This is a genomic window from Prolinoborus fasciculus, from assembly GCF_056724605.1.
Map to the genome: position 1 here is coordinate 44,894 of NZ_JBWZQN010000006.1, position 16,909 is coordinate 61,802.

The window sequence follows — 16,909 nt, forward strand, 5'->3', positions numbered from 1 at the left end:
TAAAAAAATCCCCGCTATTGCGGGGATTTTTTATGAAATGCTCGGATGATGAATTACATCATGCCGCCCATACCACCCATGCCACCCATATCAGGCATTGCAGGTTTGTCTTCTGGGATTTCAGTGATCATGCATTCAGTGGTCAGCATCAAGCCAGCAACAGAAGCGGCGTGCTCAAGTGCAGAACGCGTTACTTTAGCAGGGTCAAGAATACCCATTTCCAGCATATCGCCATATTCGCCAGTTGCAGCGTTATAACCGAAGTTACCTTCGCCATTCTTCACAGCGTTGATCACTACAGAAGGCTCATCACCTGCGTTAGATACGATTTGACGAAGCGGTGCTTCAATCGCACGACGAAGAATGTTGATACCTACGTTTTGGTCATCATTCGCGCCTGTTACGCCTTCAAGTGCAGATGCAGCACGTACTAGTGCAACACCACCACCCGCAACGACACCTTCTTCAACCGCAGCGCGAGTCGCATGAAGCGCGTCATCTACACGGTCTTTTTTCTCTTTCATTGCAACTTCAGTTGCAGCACCGATTTTGATGACAGCAACACCGCCAGCAAGTTTCGCTACACGCTCTTGAAGTTTTTCTTTGTCATATTCTGAAGTAGATTCTTCGATCTGTGCACGGATTTGCTGTACACGGTCAGCGATTTGGCCAGCATTACCAGCACCATCTACAATTACAGTATTTTCTTTAGATACAGTTACTTTATGTGCTGTACCCAAGTGATCAAGCGTCGTTTGATCCAGCTGCATGCCGATTTCTTCAGAAATCACAGTACCGCCAGTCAAGATCGCGATGTCTTGAAGCATAGCTTTACGACGATCACCAAAACCAGGTGCTTTCACCGCACATACTTTGATAATACCGCGCATGTTGTTGACAACAAGTGTCGCAAGCGCTTCGCCTTCAACATCTTCAGAAATGATTAAAAGCGGTTTGCCAGTTTTAGCAACAGCTTCAAGTACTGTAATCAACTCACGAATATTGCTGATTTTTTTATCAACAAGAAGAATGAATGGATTTTCAAGTTCAGCTGTTAAAGTATCTTGCTTGTTCGCGAAGTACGGAGAAATATAACCGCGGTCAAACTGCATACCTTCAACTACGTCAAGCGAATCTTCGAAGCCTGAACCTTCTTCAACCGTGATTACGCCTTCTTTGCCCACTTTTTCCATTGCTTGCGCAATCAGCTGACCTACAGTCGTGTCAGAGTTAGCAGAAATCGAACCTACTTGCTCAATCGCTTTAGAGTCTGATGCTGGTTTTGCAGTTGCCTTGATATTCTCAACAACAGAACGTACCGCAATATCGATACCGCGTTTCAAGTCCATTGGGTTCATACCCGCTGTTACTGACTTGATGCCTTCATTCAAAATTGCTTGTGCCAATACAGTTGCAGTCGTTGTACCATCACCTGCGATGTCATTGGTTTTTGAAGAAACTTCACGAACCAGTTGAGCACCCATGTTCTCGAACTTGTCTTTCAGCGTAATTTCTTTGGCAACAGTGACACCATCTTTAGTGATGTGCGGTGCACCAAAAGAACGGTCGATGACAACGTTACGGCCTTTAGGACCAAGCGTAACTTTTACAGCATCTGCAAGGGTGTTTACACCAGCAATCATTTTTGAACGAGCTGAATCACCAAATTTTACGTCTTTAGCTGACATATTTGACTCCGAATATTGTTGTATCTTTACAAAATCTGATTTGGAACGAATAAAACTTTTTAGCGCAGATTAAGCTTCTAATACCGCTAAAATGTCAGATTCTTTCATGATTAAAAGCTCTTCGCCGTTTACTTTTACAGTAGTGCCTGCATAAGTACCGAACAATACTTTGTCGCCAACTTTTACGTCTAACGCGCGTACGCCATTGTCAGTGATTTGACCATTACCAACTGCAATGATTTCACCTTGAGCAGGTTTTTCAGCAGCCGAACCTGGAAGTAAAATGCCCCCAGCTGTTTTAGTTTCTTCTTCAACACGACGAATAACAACGCGGTCATGTAATGGACGAATGTTGCTCATAAATAACTCCATCAGACTAAGTCTTTTTTAGGTCACTGATGACGACTTAATTATTCCATGGGTCATCATCAAAAATTTTTGATGTCACTTTTATGGAGATGGAATAAAACGCTTCAAGGGCAAAAATGAAAAAAAATTGGTTTTTTTTAACGAATCATAGGTTTTCGTCTATTTATTCGGCAGATCAGCCTTCAACATAAAGGCTTGTGCCACTTCATCGAATAAATATTGAGAAATTTTTCCTGTGGCATCAATCAGATTAAAGCTGTTCGGTTCATCTTTATGTAGACGATTTGACGCAGAAGTCCCTGCATGTACATCATATACAGGATGATCCATCCCCAATCCGAACATCTGATTCAAATCATAAATCGCCGGTTGATGCAGATGCCCATGTAACACCGCAAACAGACCATGCTCTGCCCAGGCCTCTAAAGCAATTTTGGCCATCAATGGGCTGTCCTTGAAACCGCGCTTATTTTGAAAAGGCACATAAAAAGGCTGATGGCTGACAATGATTTTTAATTTGGAAGCAGGCGCCTGCGCCAGCGTCAGGTCAATACGCTGAATCTGCTCAAGGGATAAATGCCCTTTGGTATGATATCGACGTCGGATCGAATTCACCCCAATCAGATAAAAATTTTCAGTTTCAAATATTGGCTCCAATTCACCAAAAAAAATCTGGTAACGGGTAAATGGATTGAAAAGCCGATTCCACAAATGATAGAGCGGAATATCATGATTCCCCGGGATCACCATATAAGGCGTATTGAGCTGATCTAAAAATTTTTTGCAGGCAAAGAATTGACCCAAACGTGCGCGCTGAGTCAGGTCACCACTGATGACGACGGCTTCAAGTGGATGGGTCTGACAGAAATGCCGAATCGCTTCTAAACACTCCGGCTTCTCTGTTCCAAAATGCAGATCAGACAGATGCAGGATCATGTGGCACCATTACGTTTAGGCTATCTTTTAATACAGAAATATTGAGTGGCGGGGCCATTTCCACAATTTCCCCATCAATCGCTACCATCAGTTTCTTGGCTCGGGATTCGATTCGAACTTGATCGGCTGCAAAACTATAAACATCCGATGCCTGGTCAATCTTGCCACGAATCAGCTGATACACTAGCTTAAATAAAGTAAGCTTATCACTTTTAGAAACTACAACTCCCGCCACTTTGCCTTTTTCAGCCGCTTCTGCAATGCGCATTTTCATATCCGCCAGTTGCAAGGGATTATTGCCAAAAAAGATCAATGGTGTTTTCACTGGATATTTCTTGTGGTCCACCCAGATTTTTAGCTTTAATTCTTTACGGTCGCGAATCAGAACATCCAGTGCAGAGGTATAGGCATGTAGCGGTAAGCGACCAAAAATACGATTATAGTCTTCACGTTTGTTAATAAATAAAGGATATAGACCTAAACTGGCATTATTCAGATAAATTTCCTGATTGATCCGAGCAACATTCATACGTTGTGGCTGTCCTGTCGCAATCACTTTTGCCGCTTCAAGCAAATCCAGCGGAATCCCCAATAATCTGGCCACATAGTTAAAAGTCCCTAAAGGCAAAATACCGACAGGAATTTGCGTATTCAACACATGTTTGGCGACTGTATTTAAAGTGCCATCTCCGCCCGCTGCAACGATAATTCCTGACTCGCTAGATGCCAAATGCTGTTCAAGCACCTCATTCATAATTTTATCAAATTGCTGTGAATCATTGATTTCATAAGCTTTAGTTTGATAACCCTGTGCTGAAAATATATCGATCAGCTGTTCATAAATGCCTTCTGGCCCCTGTATGCGAAAACCAGCTTTATGATTAAAAATTAGCGATAAGGGTTTAGATTGATTAGACATTTTTCGCGCAATTTCATTGAAGCCTATTGGCATTTTGTCCAATTCATAGACAATTAACAGTGGCTTTATGTAAAATTCAAATGGCAACCATTTATTTAATCAATAATGAATATTAGAGATCTTATAAAATTAAGATAATGATTTTAATATTAATTTTTAAAATAAATACCACCCATCATTTAAATAAATAGAATCAATAATTCAAATATTTAGTTTTATCTTGTTGTTTTACTTATATTTATAAATAAAATAGCATTATATTCCAAAAGAAATCTAGCACTTCTTTGGTCTTATTTTTTTTATCATTTTATGCTTTAATACAGCCACTTTTTTTCATATTTCATCTGGGCGATATTTTTTATTGCTCGGATTGTACTTTGTACATCTAATTTGTACACATTTGAGATAGGCCTCACCATGACCCAAGTGAACGCACCAGAATTCGTTCGTCACCCTAAGCTTATTGCTTGGGTGGAAGAGATTGCTAAATTAACAAAACCAGCAAAAATTGAATGGTGTGACGGTAGCGCAGAAGAATATCAACGTTATATCGACTTGATGATCGCTAACGGCACAATGCAAGCGCTGAATCAAGAAACTCATCCTGGTTCTTATCTTGCAAATTCTGATCCTTCTGACGTAGCACGTGTTGAAGATCGTACTTACATCTGTTCTGAAAACAAAGACGATGCTGGCGCGACCAACAACTGGGAAGCACCTGCTGTCATGCGCGAAAAATTGAACGGTTTATTTGACGGTTCAATGGCAGGTCGTACACTTTATGTGGTTCCATTCTCAATGGGTCCATTGGGTTCTCATATCGCTCATATCGGTATCGAGTTAACTGACTCTCCTTACGTTGCAGTAAGCATGTCTAAAATGGCTCGTATGGGTAAAGCTGTTTATGACGTTCTTGGTACTGACGGTGAATACGTTCCTTGCGTACACACTGTAGGTGCTCCGCTTGCGAACGGCGAAAAAGATGTTGCATGGCCTTGCAACAAAGAAAAATACATCGTGCATTACCCAGAAACTCGTGAGATCTGGTCTTATGGTTCTGGTTATGGCGGTAACGCATTGTTGGGTAAAAAATGCCTGGCATTACGTATTGCATCATTTATGGGTCGTCAACAAGGCTGGTTAGCTGAACACATGCTGATCCTTGGCGTGACCAATCCACAAGGCGAAAAACACTACATCGCAGCTGCATTCCCATCTGCATGTGGTAAAACAAACTTCGCTATGTTGATTCCACCAGCTGGCTATGAAGGCTGGAAGATTGAAACTGTAGGTGACGATATTGCCTGGATCAAACCAGGTGAAGACGGTCGCTTATATGCAATCAACCCTGAAGCTGGCTTCTTCGGTGTAGCGCCTGGTACCAACACCAAGACCAACCCGAACTGTATGGCAACCATGCACAAAGACGTGATTTATACAAACGTCGCTGTGACTGACAACGGTGAAGTATGGTGGGAAGGTCTGACTAAAGAAGCGCCTGCCAACCTGACTAACTGGAAAGGTCAACCACACACTGGCGAAGAAAAAGCAGCGCATCCAAATGCTCGTTTCACAGTTGCAGCTGGTCAATGCCCTTCTATTGACGCTGACTGGGAAAATCCAGCTGGCGTGCCAATTTCTGCGTTCATCTTCGGTGGTCGCCGTGCAGACACTGTGCCTCTAATTTCAGAAGCATTTGACTGGGTTGACGGTGTTTACAAAGCTGCAACGATGGGCTCTGAAACAACTGCTGCTGCTGTTGGTCAACAAGGTGTTGTTCGTCGTGACCCGTTCGCGATGCTGCCATTCGCTGGCTACAACATGGCGGATTACTTCACGCACTGGTTAGAAATGGGCGAGCAAGTGGGCGCGAAAGCTGCCGCTGCTGGCAACAAACTTCCAGGTATCTACAACGTGAACTGGTTCCGTCGTGATGCTGAAGGCAACTTCGTATGGCCTGGTTTCGGTCAAAACATGCGTGTTCTTGAGTGGATCATTGACCGTTGTGAAGGTCGTGCTGAGGCTGTTGAAACACCAATTGGCCTAGTTCCTACTTATGAACAGCTGAACTGGACTGGTTCTGACTTCACTAAAGAACAATTTGACCTAGTAACTTCTCAAGATAAAGATCAATGGATCAAAGAACTTGAAAGCCATACTGAATTGTTCGACAAGCTAGGTGAGCGTTTACCGGAAGCGTTAAAAACTCGTCAAGCAGAACTTATTGCTGCGGTTAAATCTGCTTAATTGCTGATTTAATTTAAAAAAGGTCGCGTAAGCGGCCTTTTTTATTGGCTGTTTAAACAATTGATCACAATTGACCAGAGCAGCTGCTTAAGCAAAATATGGCATACTTAAACCAAGACTTCAGGAACTATAAATATGAAAAGAACAACAGTAATTTTGGCTGTGGCTGCAAGCAGTTTTATACTGAGTGCATGTCAGACCACACCCCATCAATTCAATGGACAAAGTGGTTATGAAATTCTGGAACGTTCAGGCAATACAGCAACCCTGAGCTACACCCTCTCAGGACGACCAAGCCAGGATGAAAATCGCTTGCAAGCCGCTTGCAGACACGTGTTAGGAAATTCCAAAACTTACAACATCCAGATTTTAAGCACCAATGAAATTTCCAATCCAACTGCGGAACAGGAAAACTATGGCCGCCAACTGGGTAATAGCCGCACGCAAATCAGCTTGAGCAATACGCCTGATTTACATAATAGCGAGAACCCGGGTGCACGCGAAGCTTTAGAAGCCCGCCCTACGACCATGCGGGTTATTCGTTATACCTGTTCTTAATATCTGATACTTAGTTACTTAATCAGAGTAAGACAATCAAAAAGGGCCTAGTGCCCTTTTTAATTTTTTAAATTTAACGTGTTTTATAGAAACTGACATTACGAAATTCGGGCGATTCATCCAAATCCGGCCAGGTCGTCGCACTACGCTCGTCAAGTTTTTCATATTGAGGATGACTAAAGTTTTTTACCCGACTGTCTGCAACCCACACCTCAGGTGCAAATTTTAAAAACTCATCCAGGAAGAAACGGTTACATTGATCATAGAGCACATCTGCGGCTAATAAAATATCCACCTTCTCTGCCTTATATAGGTCATCCAGATATTCAAGCTCGATATCATTTAGCTCTGCATTGGCACGACAGGCATCTAGACTAACTTGATCGATATCACAGCAGATCACACGTTTTGCACCTGCCATTTTCGCCGCAATGGCAACTACGCCCGATCCCGCCCCAAAATCCAAAACTACTTTGTCTTTAACATGATGCGGCTCTGCCAATAGCCACTGCGCCATCGCCAAGCCTGAGGCCCAGCAAAAGATCCAGTATGGTGTATCATTCCAAATGCGACGAATCACCTCATCATCCAGCTTATCTGTTGGGAATACTGGCGGAATCAGCCACAGGGAAATGGGTGTATCCGGCAATTGCTGTGCATGTAGCTCACAGTGTGGAATCACATCATGCAAGGCTTGGAGTAAATGCTCAGGGGCTTTAGGGAATTGGAAGGTACAGCTCATTGGATTTTTATTCTTAGATAGGCAAAATTTTAGTTTCAAATATGAAAGTCAAATTAATAAAGAAAGTTCCCTCTCCTTTTTAAAGGAGAGGGCTAGGGAGAGGATTATTTTTAAGACCCTCACCCCGAACCCTTTCCCACAGGGAGAGGGAGAATAGGCTTAACCTAACGCTTTCTCAGCAGCTTCAACCGTTTGACGGATTAAAGTAGTAATCGTCATTGGACCTACGCCACCCGGAACTGGGGTATAAGCAGAAGCAATTTCTTCAATGCCAACAAGTTGGATATCACCAACACCACCGCCATCACGTGGATGGAAACCAGCATCAACAACCACTGCACCTTGTTTGATCCAGTCTTTTTGAATTAATTCTGCTTTACCTACCGCACCGACAATGATATCTGCTTGCTTAACAAAGCTTGCAAGATCTTGAGTACGTGAATGGCAAATGGTTACGGTTGCATTCGCTTCTAGCAGCATCGCAGCCATTGGTTTACCCAAAATTGCAGAACGACCTACAACTACCGCATGTTTACCAGCGATTTCAATGTTGTTCTCTTTCAGGATAGTCATAATACCCGCAGGCGTCGCTGAACCATAGGCTGCCTCACCCATTGCCATACGACCATAGCCCAGGCAAGTGACACCATCTACGTCTTTTTCAAGCGAGATTGCATCGAAACAGGCACGCTCATCAATTTGCGCAGGAACCGGGTGCTGAAGCAGAATACCGTGCACATCAGGATTTGCATTTAATTTTTCAATTTCAGCCAATAATTCTTCAGTTGTGGTTTCTTTAGGAAGTTCCACTTTGAGTGAATCCATACCAACACGGCGGCAGGCATTGCCTTTCATGCGAACATAAGTTGCAGATGCACCATCGTCACCTACCAAAATCGTCGCAAGAATTGGAGTACGACCTGATTTTGCTTTCAGCGCTTCTACGCGAGTAAACAAGTCAGCTTCAATTTGCTTCGCCAATGCACGACCGTCTAGAACTAATGCCACGGCACTTCTCCCAAGTGTTGATATGAATCAATTTTGCACATTCTACATGAATAATTTAAATATTTTCCGCCAGATGATGTTTTTATGCGCATACAGATGAATACACTATTGTTTTTTTTTCTGGGCTTGCTAATATACGCATCAACAAGACGCGGCGGGGTGGCAGAGTGGTCATGCAGCGGACTGCAACTCCGTGGACGCCGGTTCGATTCCGACCTCCGCCTCCATCTTGTTAAAGCCCGAGTGGTGAAATCGGTAGACACAGGGGATTTAAAATCCCCCGCCCACAAAGCGTGCCAGTTCGAGTCTGGCCTCGGGCACCATTCTTCTACTATAGAAAGATGGTGCAAATAAAGAACCCAGCGAAAGCTGGTTTTTTTATGTCTGTAATTTAGTTAGTCAAAAAATAAGTAAATTAAATTCCCATTTAAAGTGTCATCATTAATCAGGCCCTCCTGCTCTGCTTTCTCAATATCATCCAGCAGAACGTAAATATCCTTGCAAATCCTGTTCCAGTTTTTGCTGGAAATGAATCGGCTCAATAATTTTCACATAAGGTAACCAGTAACGCACCAAAGGCAATAACTGCATTTCGTGACGAATCTGGCAACTAATCACTAACTCTCCAGTCCCAGTTTCCTGCTCGATCTGCTGTTCTGGAAATAAACGGCGCTCTTTAAAAAAGACCGCGACTTCAGGTTGTACCTTGATTAAGACTTGCTGCTTTTGCTGCCCAAACCAGATGCTGTCTTCATCTACCAGCATTTTCAGTATTTCAGGATCATGCGCAAAGCTCTCCACCTCAGAAACCAGCTTGAGTTGTTGCACCTGACTTAAGCGATAGGTGCGCAACTTGTCCTGATCTACACCTACCAGATACCAGATACCATGATGGTGAATCAAGCGATAAGGCTTAATGATTCGCAATTGATCTGAATATTGCAACTCAACCTGCTGACGTTTATAGATTGCGCTTGCAAGCAACTTGAAATGCTCGGCAAACTGTTTGGCATCTTCAAAATAATAGCCTTTTGCCGAAAATACCTGATTTGCCCGCTCATCCAGCAATTCACGCATAAAAGACATATCCAGCGCCGGATACAGCTCACTGATCCCCGAAAGCTGGGCAAAGGTCTGGATATCCTGCAATTTAAAGCGCCCTAAATAAGAGAGTTCCAGATAATATCGTTTCTGTTCATCTTGAAGTAAGGGTAAGTAAGAGCCTAGACGATCAAAATCACGCTCAATGGTACGGGTGCTGACTTGAAATTCTGCAGCTAGCTCTGCAGCCCGGAGTTGATATCCGACGTTTAATTTGGTCAAAATTCTGGCTAAACGCTCTGCAAGACGCTCATGTGTTGAAGCTGGGCGCTTCATAAATCCCCACTTAATACATTCTCATGTACTTATTTATCGCTAGATGTTGAATGATTATACTGAATGCCGATCAATGAATAATATTAGGACAAAGTCTAAGATATTTTTTTGCATCAGATCTTGACCCTTTATTCACCCTAAAAATACAAGATCTTATTTGGATTTTCTGGATGCTTTCTTGCTTGAATGACGATTTTGTATTGTTAATCTTTCTATATAACGCTCCAGATGCAGCATCGCCCGATACATTTTATGTAACTCTACCCAGCTGATGGTTCCGCGAATAATCATTTTATGAATACGTCGTAATGCGCTTAAACTATGTTTTGAACTATATGCTGTTGAAATAATTTTCATCTTATTTTCCCTCTCACATTCATGTGAATGTTTAACCATTTGGTCGGAATTATCTATACATGCAATTTACGTGTCATAATTGACAGGTTGTGTCGAACAGTTAACATTTTTTAATTTTTATTCAAGATTTTATATATTTATTTGTAATAATATTTTACTTAAAATTAAAAAAAGCCAGTAAAATTACTGGCTTTTTTTGAATCACTTATCTCGTATTAAATAATTTCAACTACAACTTTACCCACATGCTCTCCAGTATCCATTGTGGCATGGGCATCCTGAATCTGATCGAACTTAAACGTTTTATAGATCATCGGGAGACATTCGCCTTTTGCCCACAATGGTGCAATCTGCTCTTTCAGGCCTTGTGCAATTTCCGCTTTTTCAGCCGTGCTGCGTGCACGCATGGTCGAACCGGTAATGGTCAGACGTTTCATCATGATTTGTCCGAGTTTAACTTCTTTGGCCTTAGCACCACCCAAGAAGGCGATATAGACCAGACGTCCATCACGGCGCAACAAATTTAAATTACGCTCTAAATAAGGTGCACCGACCATATCTAAAATAACATCGACACCACCATTGTCGGTAGCTTCATTAATAACTTGCTCAAAGTCCTGAGTTTTATAATTAATAGCCGTGGTTAAATCAGAAATCGCTGCAACTTTTTCATCTGAACCCACAGTTGCAAAAGTTTTAATACCAAGTGATTTACACAGCATCAAAGCAGTCGTACCAATCCCACTGGTTCCACCATGCACCAGTACCGTTTCCCCTGCTTTAGCCTGACCCATCTGGAACACATTAGCCCACACGGTAAAGAAAGTTTCAGGAATGGCCGCTGCCTGGACAAAACTTACGCCTTCAGGAATATTCAAGGTCTGGCTTTCTGGCACTACGCAATATTCAGCATAACCGCCACCATTGGTCAAACCACAAACCTTGTCACCAACTTTAAACTGACTTACATCACTACCAATCGCAACCACCTCACCTGCCACTTCCAGGCCAGGAACTGGCGTTACCCCTTTCGGCATCGGATATAAGCCTTGACGCTGCAGGATATCTGGACGGTTAATACCAAAGGCATGAACTTTCACCAGAACTTCATCTGCTTTAGGTTCAGGTACAGTCACCGTTTCATAAGCGAGTTTATCGACACCACCTGGTTCTGTAATAATGACTTGCTGCATGGTTTGTTGCGACATGATTTCTTTCCCTAATCTATGCATTTCATATATCTTGGACTTATTTGAACATAGTTAGCATGAGGAATGAAGCTACATCGGACTTATGTATAATCGGGGGACTATTCAGGAAATTGATAATAGGCCAACCATGATCCAAGTGATCGAATATAACGAAAACAATTACAGTGATTTTGAGTGGTTTGAAGGTTTTGCCGTGATTCGCTTTTATGCAGACTGGTGCAAGCCCTGTGTTCAGAATTTTCCGATCTTTGCCGAACTGGCGACATACTATGCTGAGGTAAATCCTGAAGTTAAATTTGGCAAGATCAATGTGGATCAGTCTCCGATTTTAACCTTGCGCTATAATGCCTATGGTTTGCCTTCTACGCTTATTTTTAGAAATGGAGAAATTATTAAAAGGATTGCAGGCGTGAAAAGTTTAACCGAAATGAAAGCAATTCTGGCCTTAGTCCTCAATGATTCTTATGAATAATTACCCATGTGAAGCCAAATCTAACAAAAATATTTCTTTTAGCTCACTATCTAAATACGGAGCCTTTAATTAACTACGCCCTTTATATTCCTTTACCATTCGATCACTCACATCTTCCGGATAACACAGCGGCGCATATCCGCCTGCACGATTATAAGCACTACGCTTACCACAACGACTACCATTACTTGCAGTATTGTAAGGACACGGACAATTTCCCGGATAATTCTGAATCGACTGCTGGATTATTTTTTGCTTGATTGCTTCAACGCTTTGGCTGCTCTGTTTGGCTTCAGCTCCAAAAGCCACACACAAGCCAGCCAGCAATATTAATTTTTTCATATATTCCCCAAATCTAGGGAGTATTGTATTAATTGACTAGTAAATTGAAAGATCACATTTTGACTAATCGAATGATTTTCATGCAATCAAAATTTAGGCAATAAAAAACCCGCTTTTCAGCGGGTTTCTTCAAATCAGTCCAGTCTTAAAGACGAACCAATTCCACAATCTTCTCAGCAAGTTCTTCAACTGTATCTACGGTTAAAGTCGTGTCTGTACCTTCAGCAGCATCGGTAATCACAACCACACCAGTTTCACGAACCAGTGCAACCTGCTCCGCATTCAAACATGCTTTAGCAATAGCAACGATCCCTTGCTGAATCAGCAAGCTTTCTAGCGCCTGAGCATTTTCCAAAGCTTTACCAGATACAGTCACCGCAGCAGGTTTTTGACCCAAACGTGCCGCACGTGCTTCTGCAGTGACAGGCTCATCGTGTGCAGACCATTCAACTGATTCTTCCACCATACCAGCACCAATCGTCACGTTATTCAAACGATCGATGAAGATAAACGAACCGGTGAAACGGCTGTCTTGATAACGGTCAAAGACCACTGGTGCATCAAATTCAACAGTCACATTGGCGATTGCATTTAGCTCAAGTTTATCCACCTGAACTTTTTCCAATGTGTTAACGTTGGTACGGTAATGAATTGCCGTTACTTTTGCCGGAACGGTTTGCGTACCAATCTTGATGTTGTACAGCTTACCCAGTACAAGTGGTTGATCTGCCATCCACACAACAGTCGCTTGAACTGAACGGGAAATATTTGGAACAGCTTGATCCGCACGAATTAACACGTTACCACGTGAAATATCAATTTCATCGTTAAGCGTTAAAGTCACTGCCTGACCTGCAACTGCATGCTCAAGATTGCCATCAAAAGTGACAATTTCTTTGACAGTCGATGATTTACCAGAAGGTAATGCTGTTACGGTATCGCCAACATTGATATCGCCAAGTGCGATCGTACCGCAGAAACCACGGAAGTCGAGGTTTGGACGGTTCACGTATTGCACAGGGAAACGGAAATCCTGCTTCGCTGAACTACGGTTAATTTCCACCGATTCAAGTGTACCCATCAGCGTTTCACCAGTGTACCATGGCGTATTGGCTGACTTGTTCACCACGTTATCGCCATTCAATGCAGAAATAGGCGTAAAGATGATATTGCTTGGTTTACGGTCGCCCAATTGTGCAACGAATGCCGCATATTCAGCCTGGATTTCATTGAAACGCGTTTCAGAGAATTCCACCAAGTCCATCTTATTGATTGCAACAATGATGTTCTTGATCCCGAGCAAACTCGCAATAAAGGTATGACGACGCGTCTGGGTTTGCACGCCATAACGCGCATCAATCAAAATGATCGCAAGGTCACACGTCGACGCACCTGTCGCCATGTTACGGGTATACTGTTCATGTCCCGGCGTGTCCGCGATGATGAACTTACGCTTTTCTGTCGAGAAATAACGATAGGCCACATCAATGGTAATGCCTTGCTCACGCTCTGCTTGTAAACCATCAACCAGAAGTGCCAAGTCAGGTGCATCACCTGTCGTACCGACTTTCTTCGAGTCACGGGTCACAGCCTGTAATTGATCTTCATAAATCAATTTTGAATCGTACAGCAGACGACCGATTAACGTCGATTTACCATCGTCCACGTTACCGCAAGTCAGGAAACGCAACAGGTCTTTATTTTCATGTTGTTTCAGATAGCCCAAGATATCTTGGCTGATTAAATCAGATTGATGAGACATCGCTCAAAGCTCCACATATTCTTTAGAAATCGGTTGTTTTGAATCTTTTTTTAATCTCCCTAAATCCCTCTTTAATAAAGAGGGACTTTATCTCCGTTCTGATTTAGGAGTTCCCCCTCTTTTTAAAGAGGTGAGCAGCATTGCTGCGCAAGGGGGGAGATTAAATTAGAAGTAGCCTTCCTGCTTCTTCTTCTCCATCGAGCCTGCTTCATCATGGTCAATCATACGACCTTGACGCTCAGAACTGGTTGCCAGTAACATTTCCTGAATAATTTCCGGCAAGGTATTGGCTGTAGATTCCACAGCACCTGTTAATGGATAACAACCCAAAGTACGGAAACGTACCGATTTCATTTGTGGAACTTCACCTTCTTTTAAAGGCATACGTTCATCATCAACCATAATAAGCGTGCCACTACGTTCAACCACAGGACGTTCTGCAGCCAAATAAAGTGGTACTAATGGAATACTTTCCAAATAGATGTATTGCCAGATATCCAGCTCAGTCCAGTTAGATAATGGGAATACACGAATACTTTCGCCCTTGTTCACTTTACCGTTATAAAGATTCCAAAGTTCTGGGCGCTGGTTTTTCGGATCCCAACGATGTTTCGAATCACGGAATGAATAAACACGTTCTTTCGCACGTGATTTTTCTTCATCACGGCGCGCGCCACCAAAAGCAGCATCAAAACCGTATTTATCCAGAGCCTGTTTTAAGCCCTGAGTTTTCATGATGTCGGTATATTTAGAACTACCGTGGTCGAACGGGTTAATACCTGCCTCAACCCCTTCTTTATTCTGATGCACGATCAAATCGAAACCATGGGTTTTCGCCATATTGTCCCGGAAAGTGATCATGTCTTTAAACTTCCAGCCTGTATCGACATGTAATAATGGAAATGGAAGTTTTGCTGGGTAGAACGCTTTTAGCGCAAGATGCAGCATGACCGCCGAATCTTTACCAATCGAATACAGCATGACCGGATTTTCAAACTCGGCAGCAACTTCGCGGATGATATGAATACTCTCAGCTTCAAGCTGTTTGAGATGAGTAAGTCTTTCCTCATTTAACGACATGGACAACACCAGCTTAGAAAAACGTGTACTTATGACACTTTTGAAAATTTATATTCATTATAGTGATTTACTTATCCTATCCATTGCTTGTTTTATGATATTGATATATCAAAAGCTCATATAAAAATTCATCAATAATGAATATCAGTTTTTATGAATCAATGATTTGCACAATTCAAGCGAGGGTATTGTGTGATATAGGTATATATTACCCTGTCGCTAAACCAATAAAATCCTAGGAAAATAATCTAAAGTAGTGGTTCTCAAATAGTTAAAAAATTACTAGAGTAAGACCCAATTCTCCCTATTGATATACTTCGTTTATGCCCTATAGCGCTTTTGATCTCACCACTGTAAAAACCCGTCTGGAACAGGCCCAGCTTGCTGGTTATATTTATCAGCATCAGCAACATATTCTAGTCTTGCAAGAACCTTTCAGTGATGATGGCAAGCCTTTAAATATCTATCTGCAACACGAGCTGACCGCGGATCAAATCGGATTACAGTTTGGTCTGCGTTTGCAAGAAGGTCATTGGGAATTCCTAATCGGCGTTACTTATAGCAACCAGAACGCAGCTTACGAAATTGGTGCTGGCAACCTAAAAGGTGATCAAAAAGCCTTTAATTTATTATATGCCTTTTATAATTATCCTAAAGCGTTCTATCTAGTGGCATTACCTTTGACAACCAACAGTCAGATTTTGGAGCAAACCTTGCAACAACAGCTTTTCAAGCAGCCTGATCTCGACTTCCTGAATACTGCAGTCAAGGTCAATCCTATGGGCGAACAGGTCAAATGGATGCAACACTATATTCTGCAACAGACTCTAGATATGAAAGTCCGGATTCAGACTGCCCTACTTTAAACTTGAACAGAAAAATTTGGAGATACTCAGGTCGATGTATCTCTATACTTTCTCAGGCAAGCACACACAGAATGCCATGCTATTCAGAATTCCTATTGCCACTATGGTATCACTTGCTCAAACATCCAGTTAGCTTCTTATAGTTTATTATTAATTTTAATAGTTCAATAATTATTAAATAATCAATATATTCAATCCTTGTTTATCGGGTTTTTTGTTATTTTTTTGCATACAAAATCAGTAATTACTGTTATCGTTATATCAATAAAAACTTTCAGACACTTTTCCTAAAAACATAATTATAGAGATAAAGAAATGTGGGAACTGTTTACGCATCCATCAAATATCGTATTTAGTATTAGCCTGAGCCTAATGCTGATGTTTGCTGCACTAGAATGTATTCTATTGCTGCTCGGCGGCGGCTCTCAGCATATCTTCGAACAGTTTTTACCTGAAGATCCCCTGCAACCAGAAATAAGCCCGGATCAGTCTCCGGGTGTTTTCAGCAAAGTATTTGACTGGTTATATCTGGGGCGTCTGCCTTTATTTATCTGGCTAATCATTTTTCTGACCAGTTATGGGTTAAGCGGTTTATTGATTCAGGGCATATTTGAGCGCCTGACCAGCCAGCTGTTTAATGTTTGGCTGATTTCTCCGGCCTGCCTGTTTCTGTGTATGCCTGTGGTGCGCTTTCTTGCCATGGCCGCCAGTAAGCTCCTGCCCCAAGATGAAACTTCCGCGATTTACAGTGATGAACTCATCGGACGTACCGCGACCATTATTCTGGGAGATGCCAAAGTGAATTCTCCCGCACAAGCCAAAGTCCGAGATCAACATGGCCAGACTCATTATGTTCTGGTTGAACCAGAAAACAATCAAATTTTAAATCAAGGTCAGAATGTAGTTCTAACCCACAAAACCAAGAACGGCTTTCAAGCCATTGCACTTTAATTTTATTTAGCTAGCACTCAATTG

At 42.2% G+C, this 16,909-nt stretch carries 17 protein-coding genes and 2 tRNA genes; 7 read left to right on the forward strand and 12 right to left on the reverse strand.

Annotated features, from left to right (window positions below; translation table 11 throughout):
- Positions 1 to 53: 53 nt before the first annotated feature.
- The 4 genes from groL to AC1P5O_RS02390 form a co-directional block, all read right to left on the reverse strand.
- Complete coding sequence (groL, locus tag AC1P5O_RS02375) at positions 54 to 1,688, reverse strand: chaperonin GroEL (RefSeq protein ID WP_004279474.1); 1,635 nt, start codon at positions 1,686 to 1,688, stop codon at positions 54 to 56.
- Between the two features lie 69 nt (positions 1,689 to 1,757).
- Positions 1,758 to 2,048: a co-chaperone GroES gene (locus tag AC1P5O_RS02380; protein ID WP_004646315.1), complete on the reverse strand. Its 291-nt coding sequence runs from the start codon at positions 2,046 to 2,048 to the stop codon at positions 1,758 to 1,760.
- A gap of 168 nt (positions 2,049 to 2,216) precedes the next feature.
- On the reverse strand, positions 2,217 to 2,993 hold the full coding sequence (locus tag AC1P5O_RS02385) for a metallophosphoesterase family protein (RefSeq protein ID WP_004646314.1): 777 nt from the start codon (positions 2,991 to 2,993) through the stop codon (positions 2,217 to 2,219).
- Positions 2,974 to 3,912 carry a diacylglycerol/lipid kinase family protein gene (locus AC1P5O_RS02390; RefSeq protein ID WP_348941952.1) on the reverse strand — a complete coding sequence of 313 codons (939 nt, stop codon included), beginning with the start codon at positions 3,910 to 3,912 and terminating at the stop codon, positions 2,974 to 2,976. Before AC1P5O_RS02390 ends, AC1P5O_RS02385 begins: the two co-directional genes overlap by 20 nt.
- Positions 3,913 to 4,329: 417 nt before the next feature.
- Here AC1P5O_RS02390 and AC1P5O_RS02395 point away from each other — a divergent pair, with 417 nt between their 5' ends.
- Both AC1P5O_RS02395 and AC1P5O_RS02400 read left to right on the forward strand, forming a co-directional pair.
- Positions 4,330 to 6,159, forward strand: a complete 1,830-nt coding sequence (locus AC1P5O_RS02395; protein WP_004730232.1) for a phosphoenolpyruvate carboxykinase (GTP) — start codon at positions 4,330 to 4,332, stop codon at positions 6,157 to 6,159.
- A 135-nt stretch (positions 6,160 to 6,294) separates the two neighbouring features.
- Positions 6,295 to 6,717, forward strand: coding sequence for a hypothetical protein (locus AC1P5O_RS02400; protein WP_004730234.1), 423 nt, complete (start codon positions 6,295 to 6,297; stop codon positions 6,715 to 6,717).
- 73 nt (positions 6,718 to 6,790) lie between these two features.
- Here AC1P5O_RS02400 and AC1P5O_RS02405 read toward each other — a convergent pair whose 3' ends face one another.
- Positions 6,791 to 7,459: a class I SAM-dependent methyltransferase gene (locus AC1P5O_RS02405; protein WP_004730236.1), complete on the reverse strand. Its 669-nt coding sequence runs from the start codon at positions 7,457 to 7,459 to the stop codon at positions 6,791 to 6,793.
- 159 nt (positions 7,460 to 7,618) lie between these two features.
- On the reverse strand, positions 7,619 to 8,467 hold the full coding sequence (gene folD, locus AC1P5O_RS02410; RefSeq protein ID WP_004646309.1) for a bifunctional methylenetetrahydrofolate dehydrogenase/methenyltetrahydrofolate cyclohydrolase FolD: 849 nt from the start codon (positions 8,465 to 8,467) through the stop codon (positions 7,619 to 7,621).
- Between the two features lie 153 nt (positions 8,468 to 8,620).
- Between folD and AC1P5O_RS02415 the strand changes: the two genes are divergently transcribed.
- Together AC1P5O_RS02415 and AC1P5O_RS02420 are read left to right on the forward strand one after the other, a co-directional pair.
- A tRNA-Cys gene (locus tag AC1P5O_RS02415) sits at positions 8,621 to 8,694 on the forward strand.
- A 10-nt stretch (positions 8,695 to 8,704) separates the two neighbouring features.
- Positions 8,705 to 8,790, forward strand: a tRNA-Leu gene (locus tag AC1P5O_RS02420).
- A gap of 151 nt (positions 8,791 to 8,941) precedes the next feature.
- On the opposite strand, the gene AC1P5O_RS02425 is transcribed toward AC1P5O_RS02420, so the two are convergent.
- From AC1P5O_RS02425 to AC1P5O_RS02435, 3 genes are all read right to left on the reverse strand, one after another.
- Positions 8,942 to 9,844 carry a helix-turn-helix transcriptional regulator gene (locus tag AC1P5O_RS02425; protein WP_004730239.1) on the reverse strand — a complete coding sequence of 301 codons (903 nt, stop codon included), beginning with the start codon at positions 9,842 to 9,844 and terminating at the stop codon, positions 8,942 to 8,944.
- Between the two features lie 153 nt (positions 9,845 to 9,997).
- On the reverse strand, positions 9,998 to 10,201 hold the full coding sequence (locus tag AC1P5O_RS02430) for a hypothetical protein (RefSeq protein WP_004730241.1): 204 nt from the start codon (positions 10,199 to 10,201) through the stop codon (positions 9,998 to 10,000).
- A 215-nt stretch (positions 10,202 to 10,416) separates the two neighbouring features.
- Entirely contained in the window at positions 10,417 to 11,409 is a 993-nt protein-coding gene (locus AC1P5O_RS02435; RefSeq protein WP_004730244.1) for an NAD(P)H-quinone oxidoreductase, read from the reverse strand.
- Between the two features lie 130 nt (positions 11,410 to 11,539).
- On the opposite strand from AC1P5O_RS02435, the gene AC1P5O_RS02440 reads away from it, so the two are divergent.
- On the forward strand, positions 11,540 to 11,884 hold the full coding sequence (locus AC1P5O_RS02440) for a thioredoxin family protein (protein ID WP_004730246.1): 345 nt from the start codon (positions 11,540 to 11,542) through the stop codon (positions 11,882 to 11,884).
- 69 nt (positions 11,885 to 11,953) lie between these two features.
- On the opposite strand, the gene AC1P5O_RS02445 is transcribed toward AC1P5O_RS02440, so the two are convergent.
- The 3 genes from AC1P5O_RS02445 to cysD form a co-directional block, all read right to left on the reverse strand.
- Positions 11,954 to 12,226: a hypothetical protein gene (locus AC1P5O_RS02445; RefSeq protein WP_004730248.1), complete on the reverse strand. Its 273-nt coding sequence runs from the start codon at positions 12,224 to 12,226 to the stop codon at positions 11,954 to 11,956.
- 145 nt (positions 12,227 to 12,371) lie between these two features.
- The gene (cysN, locus tag AC1P5O_RS02450) at positions 12,372 to 13,988 is read right to left on the reverse strand and encodes a sulfate adenylyltransferase subunit CysN (RefSeq protein WP_004730250.1); all 1,617 of its coding nucleotides are present in this window, start codon (positions 13,986 to 13,988) and stop codon (positions 12,372 to 12,374) included.
- Positions 13,989 to 14,153: 165 nt separating this feature from the next.
- Positions 14,154 to 15,068: a sulfate adenylyltransferase subunit CysD gene (gene cysD, locus AC1P5O_RS02455; protein WP_004730252.1), complete on the reverse strand. Its 915-nt coding sequence runs from the start codon at positions 15,066 to 15,068 to the stop codon at positions 14,154 to 14,156.
- Positions 15,069 to 15,391: 323 nt separating this feature from the next.
- Between cysD and AC1P5O_RS02460 the strand changes: the two genes are divergently transcribed.
- Together AC1P5O_RS02460 and AC1P5O_RS02465 are read left to right on the forward strand one after the other, a co-directional pair.
- Complete coding sequence (locus tag AC1P5O_RS02460; protein ID WP_004730254.1) at positions 15,392 to 15,934, forward strand: hypothetical protein; 543 nt, start codon at positions 15,392 to 15,394, stop codon at positions 15,932 to 15,934.
- 315 nt (positions 15,935 to 16,249) lie between these two features.
- Positions 16,250 to 16,885 (forward strand): YqiJ family protein, encoded by a 636-nt coding sequence (locus AC1P5O_RS02465; protein WP_004730256.1) that lies wholly within the window; start codon positions 16,250 to 16,252, stop codon positions 16,883 to 16,885.
- The last annotated feature ends 24 nt before the right edge of the window (positions 16,886 to 16,909 follow it).

Bases quoted from the DNA above. Each gene is read 5' to 3' on its own strand.
- groL (WP_004279474.1), bottom strand. From the start codon at position 1,688: ATGTCAGCTAAAGACGTAAAATTTGGTGATTCAGCTCGTTCAAAAATG.
- AC1P5O_RS02380 (WP_004646315.1), bottom strand. From the start codon at position 2,048: ATGAGCAACATTCGTCCATTACATGACCGCGTTGTTATTCGTCGTGTT.
- AC1P5O_RS02385 (WP_004646314.1), bottom strand. From the start codon at position 2,993: ATGATCCTGCATCTGTCTGATCTGCATTTTGGAACAGAGAAGCCGGAG.
- AC1P5O_RS02390 (WP_348941952.1), bottom strand. From the start codon at position 3,912: ATGTCTAATCAATCTAAACCCTTATCGCTAATTTTTAATCATAAAGCT.
- AC1P5O_RS02395 (WP_004730232.1), top strand. From the start codon at position 4,330: ATGACCCAAGTGAACGCACCAGAATTCGTTCGTCACCCTAAGCTTATT.
- AC1P5O_RS02400 (WP_004730234.1), top strand. From the start codon at position 6,295: ATGAAAAGAACAACAGTAATTTTGGCTGTGGCTGCAAGCAGTTTTATA.
- AC1P5O_RS02405 (WP_004730236.1), bottom strand. From the start codon at position 7,459: ATGAGCTGTACCTTCCAATTCCCTAAAGCCCCTGAGCATTTACTCCAA.
- AC1P5O_RS02425 (WP_004730239.1), bottom strand. From the start codon at position 9,844: ATGAAGCGCCCAGCTTCAACACATGAGCGTCTTGCAGAGCGTTTAGCC.
- AC1P5O_RS02430 (WP_004730241.1), bottom strand. From the start codon at position 10,201: ATGAAAATTATTTCAACAGCATATAGTTCAAAACATAGTTTAAGCGCA.
- AC1P5O_RS02435 (WP_004730244.1), bottom strand. From the start codon at position 11,409: ATGTCGCAACAAACCATGCAGCAAGTCATTATTACAGAACCAGGTGGT.
- AC1P5O_RS02440 (WP_004730246.1), top strand. From the start codon at position 11,540: ATGATCCAAGTGATCGAATATAACGAAAACAATTACAGTGATTTTGAG.
- AC1P5O_RS02445 (WP_004730248.1), bottom strand. From the start codon at position 12,226: ATGAAAAAATTAATATTGCTGGCTGGCTTGTGTGTGGCTTTTGGAGCT.
- cysN (WP_004730250.1), bottom strand. From the start codon at position 13,988: ATGTCTCATCAATCTGATTTAATCAGCCAAGATATCTTGGGCTATCTG.
- cysD (WP_004730252.1), bottom strand. From the start codon at position 15,068: ATGTCGTTAAATGAGGAAAGACTTACTCATCTCAAACAGCTTGAAGCT.
- AC1P5O_RS02460 (WP_004730254.1), top strand. From the start codon at position 15,392: ATGCCCTATAGCGCTTTTGATCTCACCACTGTAAAAACCCGTCTGGAA.
- AC1P5O_RS02465 (WP_004730256.1), top strand. From the start codon at position 16,250: ATGTGGGAACTGTTTACGCATCCATCAAATATCGTATTTAGTATTAGC.